The organism is Sorangium sp. So ce119, from assembly GCF_051524405.1.
Taxonomy (GTDB): domain Bacteria; phylum Myxococcota_A; class Polyangia; order Polyangiales; family Polyangiaceae; genus Sorangium; species Sorangium cellulosum_G.
Genome location: NZ_CP150310.1, coordinates 2,325,018 through 2,340,290 on the forward strand (window position 1 = coordinate 2,325,018; position 15,273 = coordinate 2,340,290).

Annotated in this window: 11 protein-coding genes; 4 read left to right on the top strand and 7 right to left on the bottom strand. The window is 72.9% G+C overall.

Going from position 1 to position 15,273, the window contains the following annotated elements; all coding sequences use genetic code 11:
• Window positions 1–4: 4 nt before the first annotated feature.
• The 4 genes from WME76_RS09105 to WME76_RS09120 all read right to left on the bottom strand — a co-directional run bounded on the left by WME76_RS09105 (window position 5) and on the right by WME76_RS09120 (window position 5,900).
• A complete protein-coding gene (locus WME76_RS09105) occupies window positions 5–739 on the bottom strand; it encodes an AgmX/PglI C-terminal domain-containing protein (protein ID WP_437959766.1) in 735 nt (244 codons plus the stop codon).
• 87 nt (window positions 740–826) lie between these two features.
• Window positions 827–1,663, bottom strand: coding sequence for a metallophosphoesterase family protein (locus tag WME76_RS09110; RefSeq protein WP_437959767.1), 837 nt, complete (start codon window positions 1,661–1,663; stop codon window positions 827–829).
• Window positions 1,664–1,964: 301 nt separating this feature from the next.
• On the bottom strand, window positions 1,965–4,121 hold the full coding sequence (locus WME76_RS09115; RefSeq protein ID WP_437959768.1) for a DUF1565 domain-containing protein: 2,157 nt from the start codon (window positions 4,119–4,121) through the stop codon (window positions 1,965–1,967).
• Between the two features lie 84 nt (window positions 4,122–4,205).
• On the bottom strand, window positions 4,206–5,900 hold the full coding sequence (locus tag WME76_RS09120) for a hypothetical protein (protein ID WP_437959769.1): 1,695 nt from the start codon (window positions 5,898–5,900) through the stop codon (window positions 4,206–4,208).
• 253 nt (window positions 5,901–6,153) lie between these two features.
• Here WME76_RS09120 and WME76_RS09125 point away from each other — a divergent pair, with 253 nt between their 5' ends.
• Window positions 6,154–6,525, top strand: a complete 372-nt coding sequence (locus tag WME76_RS09125) for a hypothetical protein (protein ID WP_437959770.1) — start codon at window positions 6,154–6,156, stop codon at window positions 6,523–6,525.
• A 126-nt stretch (window positions 6,526–6,651) separates the two neighbouring features.
• On the opposite strand, the gene WME76_RS09130 is transcribed toward WME76_RS09125, so the two are convergent.
• Together WME76_RS09130 and WME76_RS09135 are read right to left on the bottom strand one after the other, a co-directional pair.
• A complete protein-coding gene (locus WME76_RS09130) occupies window positions 6,652–7,158 on the bottom strand; it encodes a hypothetical protein (protein ID WP_437959771.1) in 507 nt (168 codons plus the stop codon).
• 155 nt (window positions 7,159–7,313) lie between these two features.
• Window positions 7,314–8,045: a hypothetical protein gene (locus WME76_RS09135; RefSeq protein WP_437959772.1), complete on the bottom strand. Its 732-nt coding sequence runs from the start codon at window positions 8,043–8,045 to the stop codon at window positions 7,314–7,316.
• 112 nt (window positions 8,046–8,157) lie between these two features.
• Here WME76_RS09135 and WME76_RS09140 point away from each other — a divergent pair, with 112 nt between their 5' ends.
• From WME76_RS09140 to WME76_RS09150, 3 genes are all read left to right on the top strand, one after another.
• Window positions 8,158–9,159, top strand: a complete 1,002-nt coding sequence (locus WME76_RS09140) for a beta-ketoacyl-ACP synthase 3 (protein ID WP_437959773.1) — start codon at window positions 8,158–8,160, stop codon at window positions 9,157–9,159.
• A 177-nt stretch (window positions 9,160–9,336) separates the two neighbouring features.
• Window positions 9,337–13,536, top strand: a complete 4,200-nt coding sequence (locus WME76_RS09145) for a TOMM system kinase/cyclase fusion protein (RefSeq protein ID WP_437959774.1) — start codon at window positions 9,337–9,339, stop codon at window positions 13,534–13,536.
• A gap of 92 nt (window positions 13,537–13,628) precedes the next feature.
• Window positions 13,629–14,102 (top strand): BMA_0021/BMA_0022 family TOMM bacteriocin, encoded by a 474-nt coding sequence (locus WME76_RS09150; protein ID WP_437959775.1) that lies wholly within the window; start codon window positions 13,629–13,631, stop codon window positions 14,100–14,102.
• Between the two features lies 1 nt (window position 14,103).
• On the opposite strand, the gene WME76_RS09155 is transcribed toward WME76_RS09150, so the two are convergent.
• On the bottom strand, window positions 14,104–15,264 hold the full coding sequence (locus tag WME76_RS09155) for an amidohydrolase family protein (RefSeq protein ID WP_437959776.1): 1,161 nt from the start codon (window positions 15,262–15,264) through the stop codon (window positions 14,104–14,106).
• Window positions 15,265–15,273: the final 9 nt, after the last annotated feature.

The window sequence follows — 15,273 nt, forward strand, 5'->3', positions numbered from 1 at the left end:
CGCGTCAGTCGATGTCCACGCTCACCTTCGAGGCGTAGCTGCCAGGGGAGGGGAAGGTGATCTCGCGGAGCGCGCCGGCGACACACTCGGCCGCCTCCTCGCCGCGTTCGTCGGCGCTGGAGACGCCCACGCTGAGCGGCTTGCCGTCGGTGTCGATGTAGAGCGTGGCCTTGAGCTGGCTCGCGCCCGCCTGGCTGCGGCAGGTCTCGAGCGCCGGCCGCGCCTTCTTGTACGGCGTCCCGAGCTGGTCAGGCGTCCACGGCACGGGCGGGCGCTCGTCGCTGCTTGGCTCGAAGGTGAAGCTGTTCTCCGCCAGGCCCTCCCCGCCGACCGGCTTCGGCCACCGCGTCGCCTTCAGGATCTTGAGCATGCACGCCTCGGTCTCACGGTCGCCCAGCGTCGAGTCCTTCACGAACGCCCAGCGCGCGGTGCCGTCCTCGGTCACCCGGACCTTGAAGCGGATCTCGCCGCCGAGATAGGGGATGCGCTCGACGCCCTTCTCGTAGCAGCGCGAGAGCCGAGGCGAGGCGCGCTGGAACGCCGCCTGCACCTTCTCCTCGTTCATCCCGCCGATCTCGGACCGCGAGTGCATCGACGGGCGCGACTCGGTGACAGGCTCGGCGTCGAGCATCTCCGGCGTCGCGGGCGCGGGCTCGGCGCCGCCACAGCCCAGAACGGACGCGAGCGACGAGACGACAACGAGGGTGAGGGAGCCCCTGAGAAGGCGAGTGAATTTCATGATCCGAAGGCGACTCTATACGAGCCTCGTCTTCGGCGAAAAGAGGGCGCTGCGCGGCGCGCGCCTGTCCAGTGCCTGTGAGAGATTCTACGCCATCGCCAGCGCCGACGCGCCGCTCCAGACGCTGGTCCGCTCGGAGAGCAGGCGCCCGTGGCGCGCTCGGTAGAGCCGCAGCGGGGAGGGGCCGTCCACGAGCGCCTGAGCGCAGAAGATGCGAGGAGGCGCGCCGGAGCGCACGGGCGCGTCACTTTCACGGTGTGTATGGCCGTGGATCACGTGGAGGTGATCGTGCTCGCGGAGGAGCGCCATGAGCTCCGCGCTGTTGATGAGCCCGTCCAGCCATTGCATCGCGCCGACGGGATGGCGGAGCGGCGGGTGGTGCTGCGCGAGCACGAGCGCGTTGCCCGAGCGCCGCGTCTCGGCGGCCAGCGAGGCGACCTGCGAGAGCTCGTGCGCCGCGATCGCGCCCGCCGAGCGGGTCACCGGCTGCGCCATGGCCGTCGACACCGCGGCCACGACGGCCCCCGGGAGCGCGACGGTCGTCCCTGGCCCGCTCGTCGCCGCGAAGGGACGGAGACAGCCGAGGAGGGCGCGCCCCCAGGCGTCGTCTCCCGTATAGGCGTCGTGATTGCCAGGCACCAGCGTGACGCGCGACGGGTCCCAGCCGCTCTCCGCCAGCGCCGCGGCGAGCACCTCGAACTGCGCGGGAGTCCCGTCCTCCGTGAGATCGCCGGTGAGCACCAGGTGGTCCGCCCCGCTCCGCCGCGCCTCGATCAGCGCGGTCACCGCGCGACGGCGGCGCTGCTCGGCGTCGATCGGGCGGCCGAAGCTGAGGTAGCGAAGCCGCCACCGCTGGGCGCCGCGGCGCCGGTCGTGATCCGCCTCGAGGAGATGAAAATCCGTGAGGTGCGCGATCGTTGTCATCCACATCATCGTGACATGCGACCCACGTCGTTCCCGCGACATCGACGCAAGCTCTCGGCGACGCGATCCGCCCCTCCGAGAGGCGCCTTGAGTCGCGACCACACGCTGAAAATCACGGCTGGACACCCGTCCTCCCTGCGCGGCACGGAGACGCGCCGTCACGGCCTGTGACGCCCGGAGGCCACGCGCGCGACGCGCTCGTGACAGGGCAACTGGCGCCCTCCCGACGGCGCCATGCGCGGCCCTCCGGGACTGACGTCCATCGCGTGACGCGCCGGGCGTCTGGGGTGGCGTGGGCTCGCTACGGCGCGGGCGACGCGCTCCCGGGGACGGGGAGATCGCCCGCGTTGACGTGGTCGCTTTCCTCGTTGTCCTCGAAGGTGTTGTCCTGAGCCACCGTCGGCGCGCGCGCGCCCTGCACGACCAGGCCGAACCGGTTGCCCGTGGAGCGGGAGTTCGCGAGCGCGCCGTCGCTGCCGTCGAAGAGCAGCCCGGCGCGCGCGCAGCCCTCCACCTGCACCGAGCTCACCTGCGCCGTCGAGCGCAGGACCAGGAGGCCGTCCGCCATGTCCGGCACCGACTCCAGCTGTCCCTCGTCGCTCAGGGTGGAGAACGTTCCGCCGTCGACGCCCCGGACGAGCGTCTCCTCCACCCGGCCCGGCGAGGACAGCAGCAGCACGCCCGACGCGCGGCTCTCCAGCACCGCCGACCGCCGGATGACGATGCCCGCTGCCCCACCGCTCAGCAGGCCGACGCCGCCCGTGCCGTCGCGCTCCTCCGGCCGCGTGCGCTCGATGAGGCTGCCGTCGAGCTCGAGATCCGCGCCCTGGGTGGCCGCGACCCCGGCGACGTGGGCCTCGAGGACATAGGTCGACGCCAGCGTGGCGCGCGCGCCCTGCACGAGCACGCCGGCGGCGCGATCCCGATGGAGCGGGCTCGCGCGCGTGCCCTCGACCACCACGCCCGAGGCCGAGAGCTCCCCGCCCGAGACGAGCACGCCGACGTCGCCGGCCCCGCGCACGAGGCTCGACGACAGCGAGAGCGCTCCGCCCCGCTGCTCGACCGCGATCCCGAGGCGGTCGTGCTCCGCGGCCGCGCCCTGGAAGAGGTTGTTGTGGGCGTCGACCTTCGTGCCCGCGTCGGTGATGAGGAGCTGCGCGTCGCACGCGCCCGACAGCACGTTGGCGGCGAGCGACGCGAGGGCGCCCTGCTCCACGATCACGGCGCCGGAACCCTGGACCCCCGCAGCGGAGGCCGCGATGAGGCTGTGCGCCGCCACGAGCGACGCGCCGGCACCCGTCACCAGCAGGCCAGCGCGGTGATCGACCAGGGCGCTGGCCTCGAGCGTGAGCAGGCCCTCCTCGAGGAGCACGCCGACGCCGTCGCCCGTCCCCGCCTGCGGGGCCGCGGCCTCCAGCAGGTTGCCCTCCGCGACAACCTCCTGCGCCTCGGAGCTGATCCGCAGGTTGACCGTGCCGCCGATCAGCGCGTTGTCGGCGAGCTGCGCCCGCGCCCCCGAGAGGACGAGCACGTTCGTCCAGGTGTCGCCGTCGACCCCGCCCGCCCGCGCGACGAGGCTGCGGGACATGGCGAGGCTCGCCCCCGGCTCTGCGACCACGACGCCGCTGCCGCTCGCGCCCGTGACGCGCACGTCGCGCACCGCCACCGTCGCCGCCTGGACGAGCAGCCCGATCGAGGGGCTGATCACGCTCACGCCGCGGACGCCGGCGCCCTCGACGTCGTGGAACCAGACCGCGCTGACGTTGCCGCTCGCGTCGCTCTGCTCGCCCCGGAGCGTGACCCTGGAGGCGCACCGCCCGACGATCTCGATCGGCTGCGTGACCTCGATCGGCTCATCGTACTCGCCCTCGGCCAGGACGACGCGCCCGCCCGCCTCCACCGCCCCCAGCGCCTCGGCGATCGTCGCGAACGGCCGCTCCCGCGACCCGGCGCCGTTGCCTCCGCCGTACCCGGGGTCGACATGGATATCGCCGGGTATCTCGACGACCTGGCCCCACGGGCCCTCGCCGCAGCCGTCCGGTCCGTCGATGGAGACACATCCCTCCTGCGGGAGCGCGAATGTCCCTTCCGGGCATCGGGCCATCGTCGGATGACAGGCCCCGTCCTCCACGAACTCCGCCGCACAGCCGGGGAGCCCGACTTCGATGCAGCCGTGATCGTGCTGCGGGATCGTCCCGGGCGCGCAACGCTCGGGCGCGGGACGACAGAGGCCGTCGTCCCCGATGAAGTCGCCGACGCAGCCCTGGATTCCCACCGTGATACAGCCGTTCGGGCCGAGGAGCTCCGCCGGAAGACACGTGAGTTCGCCCTCGTCCGGAGGCTCGCTGTACGGCGGGAGCTCGGTGCTCTCGCAGCCGAGGAGCGAGGCGTACAGGCAGGCAGGGAGAGAAGAGAAGAGACGCCGGAGCGTCGAGAGTCCAAGCTTCGCGCGCGACACCTCAGGAACGTAGCAGATCGCTCCTCGCGCATGCCGGCAACGCGCGCTTTTCCTCGTCCTTCATCGCCGCTCGAGGCCGGACATTCAGAGGCGTGACCCGGACAGCCGCACGTCGGCGCGCGCCCAGGCGCGCTCGAAGCGCGCGTGTGCGGCGTCTGCCTCCTCTTCCCTGCCCTGTGCGCGCAGGCTCTGCTCGAGCCCGCAGAGCGACCAGCCGTTGTCGGGGTTCCGCCGCAGGTCCTCCCGGTAGACCGCCTCGGCGTCGCGCGGGCGGCCGGCCTTGAGGAGCGCCGCGCCGAGCGTGTGCCGGACCGGCTCGGGCCAGTCCGGCGGCTCGAAATAGCGCAGTGTGTCCTCGACGCGCGCGGCCGCCTCCAGCATGCCGATGGCGGCGCCGGTCTCGCCGCGCTCCGACGCGATCTGGCTCTCCAGCACGAGCGCGGCGATCTCGAGCAGGTCCTTCGCGCTGTTCATGCCGATCGTCACGTCGCCGGCGCCCCCGGACGACATCGCCCGGAGCGCCGCCGCCTCGCGCGCGGCGTCGTCGGGGCGCCCCCTGGACGCGAGCGCGCGGCCGCGCGCATAGCGCCATATTCCCGTCGTGTAACGCTGCTCGGGCGGCGGCGCCGGCTCCGCGAGGAGGTCGTCCCACCGGGCGAACCGGACGAGCGCGAACAGCGGCGCAGGCCGGAACATCTCGAGCGTCGGCATGTGCTGCACGTGCTGGTCGGGCACCTCGGCGACGAGCTCCCGGGCGGCGCGCAGCGCGACGGCGCCGCGCCCCTCCATGCCGGCGGAGACCGAGAGGAAGTGGAGGTTGTGAGGGAAGTACATCATCGGATAGATGCCCTCCGGGCGCTGCTCGCGGATGTACCGGCGATCGACCTCGGCGGCGCGCTCGTTCGCGTCGGAGGCGTCCGCGTAGCGACCGACGCGAAAGAAGATGTGCGACGGCATGTGCACGAGGTGCCCGGCGCCCGGGGCGAGGCCGGCGAGCCGCTCGGCGCTCGGCAGCGCCCGCTCGGGCGCGGGCGACGCCTCGACCGCGTGGATGAGGTAGTGATTCGCGCCCGTGTGCTCGGGATCGCGCTGGAGCACGCGCTCGAGCGTGAGGGCAATCTCCTCGGTCCCGGGCTGCGGCCGGCCGTCGAGCGTCCAGAGATCCCACGGGCGCAGGTCCATGAGCGCCTCGGCGAAGAGGACGCTGGCGTCGAGGTCGTCGGGGTAGCGGCGGGCGAGCTCGCGCATCGCGTCCGCATACGCGCTGTCGAGGGCGCCGCGGTCGCCGCCCGGCACGGCGGCGTGGCGCGTCGCCAGCGCCTCGATGTACGCGCGCTCGGGCTCGCTCGCGGACGCGGCGAGCGCGCGCGCCTCCTCGATGGCCTCGAAGGCGGCCCGCTCCCGCGCGGGATCGGCCGGCTGGTTGATGTTGGGGCCGAGCGTGAGCGCGACGCCCCAGCGGGCCATGGCGAGGCCGGGATCGAGGCGCGCGGCCTCCTGAAACGCCCTCTTCGCCTCGTCGTGGTTGAACGCGTAGACGAGCCTCAGCCCCTGATCGAAGTAGCGCTGCGCGATCTGCGATGAGGTCGTCACGGGGTGATGCAGAGAGCCGATGTCCCCGAACAGGGGGACGCCGTCGGCGTCGGGCGCCCCCGGGGTCTCCGCGCCCGGAGGCGGCTCCGCTCCGGGCGAGGGGGGGCGTGGCTCCGCGCCGCACGCGGCGAGGGCGGCGCAGGACCAGAGAAGGGGCAGGGTGAAGAGCGCGGGTCGAGCTGTCATGGGCACCTCGCTGGAGCTCGGAAGCGCGAGCTCCGACGGTCCAACATCCCCTCGCGGGGTCGCTTTGCCTCGGGCGCCGCCCTCCGGCGTGAGCGCGGAGGTCGAGCCGAGCGAGGCCCATGCACGCGCGGTTCCCGCCGAGCGGGAAGGCAGCGCACAGAAGGCGCGAGGTGCGCCCAGGCTGCTCGCCGCGCCCGCGCCGCCGGCGCGTTGCTCGATGGACGGACGGCGTGACTTGCGGCAACCTCGAAGCATGACGACGTGCAGGGATGAAGCTCTCCGCTGGGTTCACCGCTATGCGATCGGCGGGGCCGCGTTCGCCGCGCTTCCGCTCCCGATCTCCACCTCCGCCGGGCTCGTCGCGATCGAGACCCACATGATGTCGATGGTCGGCCAGATCTACGGCGAGACCGTGGGATCCGTGGCGACGACCGCCGCCGGCGGGAGCTTCGCGATCCTCGGGCAGGGGCTCAAATTCCTCGCCACGCGGGCGGTCGGCTTCGTCCCCGTGATCGGGCCGGCCATCAAGATGACGATCGCCGGGCTCACCATCGAGGCGATCGGCCACGGCATCGTGGGGCACTTCGAGCGGAAGTACCCGGGTAAGACCTTCCAGGCGCCGTGAGCCTTCAGCGCGCGGGCGTTCCACGCGTGCGACGCGCCGGCGCGTCGCACGCGCGATCGGCCCGCGCCGCGCGTCGTCCCATCGCGCGCCGCGCAGGACGGCGCGCGCTCTCGAGGGGCGTCGGTGCTAGCAGCCGCTGCAGGCGACGGGGCAGGTCCCGTTCACCGGATCCTGGCAGCTCACGTTCGGCGCGTCCGCGCTGGTGCCGTAGTCGCAGCAGAGCGTGCCGCCGACGCAGCACGCCTCGCCGCAGCAGATGCCCTCTTCGCAGCCGAACCCGGGGGCGCACGGGTCCTTGCACTCGCCCTGGATACAGGCCTGTTCCGGACCGCAGGGCGCGCCGCACTCGCCGCAGTTGTGCGGATCGTTGACCAGGTTCACGCAGGTCGGGCCGCAGCACGAGAGCCCTTCCTCGCACGTGCACGCCACGCCGCCCGCGCCCCCCTCGCCGCTGGAGCTGGTGGTCGTGACGACGCTCGTGGTCGTCGTCCCGGGCTCCGCGCCGCCGCCGGAGGCGCTCGATGCGGTGACGTACGTCGGCAGAAGGTCCACGGTGCCCGGGTCAGCTTCACATCCAGCGACGGCGAACCATGCAGCCAGCGACACCAACGCGATCACCCGATGACAGGGCATGAGCACCTCCAAACCAAGAATGACACTACCACGGAGGGTCACGGCCACACGAGGGGCATGGAGCACGACGCGCCGCGTGCAGCGGGCGTCATCGCAGAGTCCGCTGCGCGCAGCGCGACCGCCCGCGCCAGCAGGGTCGCGCGGCCCATGCGACATCAGGGTGTGATGAGCTTGCAGTCGGACAAGACCCCCGTGTACCAGTCATCCGCCCTGTCGAGCCATGCGCCCTCGCTGGACCAGCGGATGCCCGGCCTCTTCATCTTGCCTTCGACGGTGTAGGTGCACTTCACCGCGAACCGCGCGGACGGCAGCTTGGCAGTGAGGGCGGGCTCGCTCCACAGGCCGGCGGCGAGGAACTGCACGCGATCGGTCGTTGTGTAAGGGCGGAGCAGCTTCTTGTCGTCCGCATCGCCCTTGGACCAGCCCTTGGTCGGCGACTCGAACGCGCAGTGGCGCCCGTTGACCTCCTCGGACGACCAGCAGGCGAGATCCTTGATGTCCGAGGACACGAGGGTGACCTCGACCTGGGACTTGTCCCCGGGCTTCCACTTGGGGCCGGCGGTGCCGGGCGTGGGCTCGCGCCCGAAATAGGCGAACGCCGCGGCCAGGCCGCCAATGATGATCAGGAACAGGATCATGCTCTTGCCGAGCGACCCGCCCTGCGGCTGCGCGGCCGCGCGGGGGCGCGCGCCGGCCTTCTTGCCCGCCGGGCGCCTGGCGGCGCCGGCCTGCTTCGCTGGCCGCGAAGCCCTGGCGGGCGCCGCTGCGTCCGCACGGGAAGCGGCCCGGCTCCCGCCGTCCTCCTCCGTCGTGGTGTCCTGCGCGCCAGCCTCGTCGGCCGGCGCGTCGTCGTCGAGGCGGTCCTTGTCTTCGGAGCTCGTAGCCATCGCGGCGCTTTATGTACCGGAGCGCGCCCCCGACTCAAGCATTCCGTGGACCGAACGGCGGCGGGAGATCGACCGTCTCAACGCGCAGCCCTTGTTGTAGGCTGCGCTCCCAATGACGTCCGATGCCAGAAATCCCCGCGCGTGCATCCTCGGGACAGGCCGCGCCCTGCCCGCCGCCCAGGAGCGCGCAGCGCCGAGCGACGCGCCGCCGGCGGACGGCGCCCCGAGCCAGGCGAGCGCGGGCCCCGAGCGGCGCCGCGCCGCGGACGGCGAGACGACGAGCGACCTGGCGGCGAGGGCGGCCAGGGCGGCCCTCGACGCGGCCGGCCTCGGGCCGCGCGACCTCGGGATGATCATCCTCGCCACCTCGAGCGGCGACGCGCCGATGCCGGCGACGGCCGTGTACGTGCAGCAGAAGCTCGGCGCGGAGCTCATCCCGTCGTTCGACCTCTCCGCCTCGCTGACGGGCTTCCTCTACGGGCTCTCGGTGGCGAACCAGTTCGTCACGGCGGGGACCCTGCGGCACGTCCTCGTGATCGGCGCGGACCTGCTCTCGCGCCGCCTGGATCCGCGCGACCGCGCCGCGGCCGCGCTCTTCGGCGACGGCGCGGGCGCGGTCGTGGTCGGGCCGGCGGCCGGCGACGGGCGCGGGATCCTGAGCGTCAGCCTCCGCGCCGACGGGAACAAGGCCGACGTGCTCCAGGTGCCCGGCGGCGGCTCCGCGGAGCCGCTCACCCAGGAGCGGCTCGCCGACCTGCGGCACGCCCTGCGCGTGAACCACGCCGAGCTGCGGCGCGCCGTCGAGGAGCGCCTCGGCGGGCAGGCGCTCGCCGCGCTCGTGGCCGCGGGGCTCACGCCGGCGGACCTCGACTGGGTGATCCCGCACCACGCCGACGCCCACCTCGCCGGGCTCCTCGCCGAGCACCTCGGGTGCCCGAGGCAGCGCGTGCTCGGCGCGCTCGACGGGGGCAACGCGGCGGGCGCCAGCGCCGGGTCGGTTGCCATGGCGCTCGACGAGGGGCTCCGCGACGGCCGCATCCAGCCCGGGCACCGCGTGCTGCTGTGCGCGCTCGGCGGCGGCCTCACCTGGGGCAGCGCGGTCGTCCGCGTGTGAGCCGGCGGCGCGCCCCCAGCTCATCACGGGCGCGCGACGACATTACAAAGCGACGATGAGCCGTGCGCTCCGCCGCAGGCGCGTCGGGTCGGCCCTGGAGCCCGGGTCGAGCTCCGCGGCGAGGCGACCGGCCGCTCGGAGGCGCCGCATGACGCGGCGCCGGCGCAGGGGGGCAGGATGAGCGTCGAGGCCGTCGCTCCGGAGAGCGTGTTCCAGGGCCGCTACGAGATCGTCTCCCTGCTGTGCAAGGAAGACCTCGCCACGCTCTACAAGGGACGGCAGCTCGCCACCGGGCAGCTGGTCGCCATCAAGGTCCTGCGCCCGGGCCGGGACGGCGGCTCTGCGGACGCGGCGCGGCGGCGCGGCGCGCGGTTCCGGCGGGAGATGCGCTTCTGCGCGCAGCTCCACCACCCCAACATCGTGCGGCTCATCGACTCGGGGCAGACGGACGCGGGGCAGCTCTACACCGTCTTCGAGTTCGTGCCGGGGCAGAGCCTGGCCGAGCTGCTGGCGGCCGAGGGCGCGCTGGAGCCGCGCGAGGCGCGGCACCTCATGCTGCAGGTCCTCGACGCGCTGAGCTGCGCGCACGGCCGGGGCGTGGTGCACGGGGATCTGCGGCCGGGCGCCGTCATGATCGTCCCCACGGGGGCGCGGCGGAACGCGCTGGTGCTCGACTTCGGGATCGGCGCGGCCGTCGCGGGCGCGCGGGGGGGCGACGACGAGACGCCCGCCGGGGTGGAGGCGCTCTACGCGGCGCCAGAGCAGCGCCGCGGGTTCCCGCCGACGGCGCGATCGGATCTGTATGTCTGGGGGCTCGTGTTCCTCGAGTGCCTCACCGGCAGGCCCGCGGCGCCTGTCGGGGCGCGGCAGCCGGAGCACCCGCCGCCGGTCCGGATCCCGCCCGCGCTCGTCGGGCACCCGCTCGGGGGGCTCCTCCGGCGGACGATCCTCGAGGACCTCGGGGCGCGCGCGGTGACGGCCGAGAGCCTGCTGCGCGAGCTCGAGGCCTGCAGCGCCGACGGGCTGCGCCGCGAGGACCTGACCCGGCCCGCCGCGCCGCGCCGCCCGGACGACGCCGGAGCGGAGACGGAGCCGGCGCGGAGCGCGAGCGAGGCGACCGCGGAGGTGCCGTGGTCGTCGTGGGCCGCGGCGCCGCGGGTGCCCGGATCGTCGCTCGCGGGCGCGACGCGCGAGGACGCGGCGTGGCCCGGGACGCTCGTGCTGCCGGCGGAGCTCGACGCGACGGCCCGCCCGATGGAGGCAGAGCGGCGGCCGCTCACGGCGGTGTGCTGCGTCGTGAGCGCCACGGGCTCGGGGATCGCGGCGATGGATGTCGAGGAGGTCGACGAGCTCTTCGGCGAGATGCAGGAGCTCTGCGCCGAGGCCGCGCGCCGGCACCGCGGGCGCCTCGCGGGCGCGCTCGGCGACCAGGTGCTGCTGCACTTCGGCTTTCCGGTGGCCCAGGAGGACGACGCCCGGCGCGCCGCCCGCGCGGCGCTGGAGATCGCGGCGAGGATGCGCGCGCGGAGCGTTCGCCTGGAGGCGGAGCGCGGGATCGCGCTCGACGTCCGCGCGGGCATCCACACCGGCGTCGTTGTCGCGCGCGAGGGGCAGCAGCGCATCCAGCACCTCGGGATGACGCTGCAGACCGCGGCGCGGCTCGGCGCGCTCGCGGCCCCGGGCGCCGTCGTGGCCAGCGGCGATACGCACCAGCTCCTCCGCGGCGCCTTCGCGCTCGAGGAGACCGAGCTGCGGGTGAGCCTGGGGAGCGCGCGCCCCGTCCCCGTCTACCGGGTGCGCGAGGAGCTCCCCCGCGACATGCCGGAGCGGCCCGGCCCTGGCGACGCGGCGGCGCCGATGTTCGGCAGGGAGCAGGAGCTCGACCTGCTGATCCAGCGCTGGGGGCAGATCCGCAAGGGAGCGGGGCAGAGCGTGCTCGTGACGGGCGGGCCGGGGATCGGCAAGTCGCGGCTCGCGCTGGAGCTCTTCCGCAGGCTGGGCCCGGAGCCGCGCGACTGGCTGGAGTGTCGCTGCGTGCACGACCGCCGGCACAGCGCGCTCCATCCGATCGTCGATCTGCTCGAGCGGCACCTGGAGCCGGACGAGGGCGACACCTCCCGGAGCAGGCTGGATCGGCTCGAGGGGCTCCTCTCGAAATATCCGTTCGATCTGGCGGACGCGGTGCCGGTGCTCGCGGCGCTGTTATCCATCCCGCTCGGGGAGCGCTACGCCCCGCTCACGGACCCGCCGCAGCGACAGAAGGAGCGGACATTTGCGACGCTGCTGTCCTTGCTCTTCGAGAAGGCGGAGAAGCGTCCGGTGCTGCTCGTGGTGGAGGATCTGCACTGGGCCGATCCCGTGACGATCGAGTGGCTGGGCGCGCTCGTCTCGGAGATCTCGTCGGCCCGGGTGCTGGCGCTGATGACGGCGCGGCCGGAGTTCGTGCCGCCCTGGCCGACGTCGGGGATGCTCCAGATCCAGCTCGGCCGCCTGGAGCGCGCGCACGTGGAGGGGATGGCCGCGGGGATCGCGGGCGGGCGGGCGCTGCCCGGCGCGGTGGTGGAGCAGATCGTGCGCCGGGCCGACGGCGTGCCGCTCTTCGTCGAGGAGCTGACGCGGATGGTGCTGGAGTCGGGGGCGCTGCGGGGGGAGGGCGATCGCTATGTCGCGGCAGAGCCGCTCCCGGAGATCGCCATCCCCACGACGCTGCGAGGGCTGCTGATGGCCCGCCTCGACCGGCTGGGGCGGGCCAAGGAGACCGCGCAGGTCGCGGCGGTGCTCGGCCGGGAGTTCAGCGAGGAGGTGCTCGGCGCGGTGAGCCCGCTCGGCGAGGAGGCGGTGAGGGAGGATCTCGAGCGGCTGATCGCGGCGGATCTGCTCCACACCAGGCACCGGGCGCGGAGCGTGGTGTACATGTTCAGGCACGCGCTGCTCCGGGACGCGGCGTACGAGTCGCTGCCGCGGCGCACGCGGAAGCAGGCGCACGCGCGGAGCGCGAGGGCGATCGAGGAGCGCTTTCCGGAGATCGCCGAGGCGCGTCCGGAGCTCCTGGCGTGGCATCACGCGTCCGCGGGGCAGATGCGGCAGGCGATCGCGTACGCGGAGCGCGCGGCCGAGCGCGCGCTCCAGCGGCCGGCCGCGCGCGCCGACGAGACGGAGGCCGTCACGCACGTCCACAGCGCGCTGGGCTGGCTGTCGGCGCTCCCGGACGACCGGGAGCGCGCCATGACCGAGCTGCGGCTCAACAACCTGCTCATCCTGGCGCTGCTGGACCGACGAGGATACATGGCCCCGGAGCTCGTCGCGGCAGTGAGGCGCTGCGAGGAGCTGAACGAGTCGCTGGGAGAGAGCCCGCTGACGACGGCGACGCTGGGGGCGATGTTCGTTTACCACCACGTGCGTAGTCCGCGCCGCGAGGCGCGGGCGGTGGCGGATCGACTCGTGGCGTCGGCAGAGCGATCCGGGGACACCGGTCAGCTCGTCTGGTCGCTGCCTTTGCTTGGGCAATGCTTGTGGATCGAGGGAAAGCTCCCGGAAGCTCGTGTGCACCTCGAGCGCGTCCTCGCGCTGTATAACCCCGAGGCGCATGGCGGGCAGGTGTTCGTCTACGGATTGGATGCAAGGGTCTACGCCGAGATCACGCTTTCGGTCGTGCTCTGCCTGATGGGCTACCCGAGAGAGGCGCTCGCGTGCGGGGAGGCTGCTGCGGCGTGGGCTCACCAACTACAGCACTTCGCCAGCGTCGGAATGGCGCAGCTCTACAGGCTCATGGTTTACCACTATTGCCGGATGCGCGCGGATCTTGCCGAGGAAAGCCGTGAGCTCGCCGCGCTCGTGGACCGGGAGAGGCTCTGGTTCAAGGACTATTGCTGTACTTTTCGCTGCTGGGCGGAGGGAGACATGGATCGGCTGATGGAGCATGTAGACGCGCTCCGCAACACCGGCCTCCTTCTAGGCATGACGTACTACCCGTCCCTGGTGGCGGAGCTGATGGCCGAGCGCGCGGAGCACGGTGCAGCCATCGAACGGCTCGATGACTGCTTGCGTACCGCCGAACGGATGGCGGAGACGTACTACGTTCCTGAGCTCTATCGCCTCAAGGCCGCCTCCGTGCTGGCGTGCGACCGGTTCGCGCCAGAAGGCGAGGAGTGCCTGCAGCAGGCGATCGTGCACGCCCGCGCGCAGGGGGCACGGCTGCCCGAACTCCGCTCGACGCTCGCGCTCTGCCGCACGCTGCTGGGGCAACGCAGGAACGACGAGGCTCTCGTGCTTCTGAGCGAGCTCGACCGTTGGCCGGCCGAGTACGCCGGGATGCCCGAGCTTGCGGAGGCCCGGGGGCTGCTTCGAGAGCACTCCGGTGAGCCCCGCCGCGCGTGATGCGGCGAGACCAAGCCTTACGGCGCCGCGACTGCAGCTCCATGGAGTGCCGATGGGCGACATGGCGACGCCTGAGAAGAGAGAGAGGAGTCATGTTCAAGGACGAATTTGCGGCCCGCGAGCCCCACGCGCCGGCATGTGAGGGTACCTACGAAGGGGCTCGTCGCACGCCCCTCCTTGACCCCAGGGAGCAGGTGCCCGCGCGCGAGGGGGCATCGTTGGCGGACAGGCTTCAAGCGTTCGAGTCTGCCTGCCTGCGCGCTATCGCTCTGGCATGGGAAGACCTGGCGAAGCTCGAACTGCTGAGGAACGATCCAAGGCGGTTTTTCAGGACGTTCTGTGACTATGAGCTTCCGCAGAACCTCGAGCTGAACATTCGCGAGTCGCGGCAAGCTCCCCCGGCGGAGAGCGGCAGCGCTTGGGGCTGGGACAGTCGGCACGGAAGATGGAACCTGCCAAAGGCTGAGATCACCCTCTACGTCCCACCACCGCCGGATCTGGCCGAGCGGGCTGTCGCGCTGGCTGAGCTCGGTGATCCTGACAAGTTGCCGCCGATCTGCTGCTGAATCAGCCATCGATCCCGTAAAAGCGGGCAGGGTTGTCCCAGAGCAGCTTGCGAACGATCTCTCCCGGCAGCCTGTCGCGGAGCGCGAGCGCTTGGCCCACGATGCCGGCGTCGTGGTCCAGGTGAGGGTAATCCGTGCCGAAGAGCAGGTTGTCCTCTCCGATGCGCGGAACGACCTCCGGCAGATAGGGCTCGTCAGGCTCGAGACCGACGAAGCACTGGCGACGGAAATAGGCCGACGGCTCCTGCCGGACGTACGGCTCGACCTCGCCGGCCAGGTGGCGGTACTCGACCTCATCGAGGCGCCAGAGCCAGTAGGGCAGCCACCCGCAGCCGGCCTCGAGAAAGGCGACCCGTAGGCCCGGGTGGCGCTCGAGCACGCCGCCCTCGATCAAGGCGAGCAACGCCATCATCTGCTCCATCGGGTGCGAGCACGCGTGCAGGGCGAAGCGGCTGTGAAATCGATCGGCCCCGGCCGCCGGCAGGTGCGCGTGCGTGCCCTCGTGTACCGCCACCGCGATCGAGCGCCGCTCGCACTCAGCCCAGAAAGGCTCGTAGGCGGGGTCGCCCAGCGTCCGGCCATCGACCGGGTTGGGCCGGACCACGACAGCCCCGAAGCCGAGCGCCGCCGCCCGCGCGAGCTCGACGACCATCGCGCCTGGATCATGAAGGCTCATCAGGCCGACCCCCCGGAGCCGTCCGGGATCGTGAGCGCAGAAGTCCCGAAGCCACACGTTGTAGGCCCGCGCAAACGCCGTCGCGAGCGGCGGATCCAGCGGGGACAGGCCCACCAGGTAGAGCCCGACCGTGGGATACAGAAAGGCCACGTCGATGCCCTCCCGGTCCATGTCCGCAATCTGCGCCTCGGGCCGCTCGACCGGAACGCCCTGCCGGTTCCGCCGACAGGACGCCAGCGCGAGCTCGCGAGAGGCCCGCACGCTCAGCCGGCGAAAGAGGGGGCGCCCGTCGACCACCGGCTGCGGCGGGAGCGGCAGCCATCCGTCCGGGCCTGCGTACGCCACGCGATCCGCCAGATCGCCCTCGCCAACGTACGCGTAGCGCGGCGCGTGCGACCGGAGCTCTGGATCCATGTAGGTGCGCCAGAGATCGAGCGGCTCGATCACATGGCGATCGGCGTCGAGAATGCGGTACCCGTCGCGCATGCGCGCTCC

What these genes read in the sequence shown, in the direction of transcription:
- WME76_RS09105 (WP_437959766.1), bottom strand. Translation starts at nt 739, where the DNA reads ATGAAATTCACTCGCCTTCTCAGGGGCTCCCTCACCCTCGTTGTCGTC.
- WME76_RS09125 (WP_437959770.1), top strand. Translation starts at nt 6,154, where the DNA reads ATGACGACGTGCAGGGATGAAGCTCTCCGCTGGGTTCACCGCTATGCG.
- WME76_RS09130 (WP_437959771.1), bottom strand. Translation starts at nt 7,158, where the DNA reads ATGCCCTGTCATCGGGTGATCGCGTTGGTGTCGCTGGCTGCATGGTTC.
- WME76_RS09145 (WP_437959774.1), top strand. Translation starts at nt 9,337, where the DNA reads ATGAGCGTCGAGGCCGTCGCTCCGGAGAGCGTGTTCCAGGGCCGCTAC.
- WME76_RS09110 (WP_437959767.1), bottom strand. Translation starts at nt 1,663, where the DNA reads ATGACAACGATCGCGCACCTCACGGATTTTCATCTCCTCGAGGCGGAT.
- WME76_RS09155 (WP_437959776.1), bottom strand. Translation starts at nt 15,264, where the DNA reads ATGCGCGACGGGTACCGCATTCTCGACGCCGATCGCCATGTGATCGAG.
- WME76_RS09150 (WP_437959775.1), top strand. Translation starts at nt 13,629, where the DNA reads ATGTTCAAGGACGAATTTGCGGCCCGCGAGCCCCACGCGCCGGCATGT.
- WME76_RS09140 (WP_437959773.1), top strand. Translation starts at nt 8,158, where the DNA reads ATGACGTCCGATGCCAGAAATCCCCGCGCGTGCATCCTCGGGACAGGC.
- WME76_RS09135 (WP_437959772.1), bottom strand. Translation starts at nt 8,045, where the DNA reads ATGGCTACGAGCTCCGAAGACAAGGACCGCCTCGACGACGACGCGCCG.
- WME76_RS09120 (WP_437959769.1), bottom strand. Translation starts at nt 5,900, where the DNA reads ATGACAGCTCGACCCGCGCTCTTCACCCTGCCCCTTCTCTGGTCCTGC.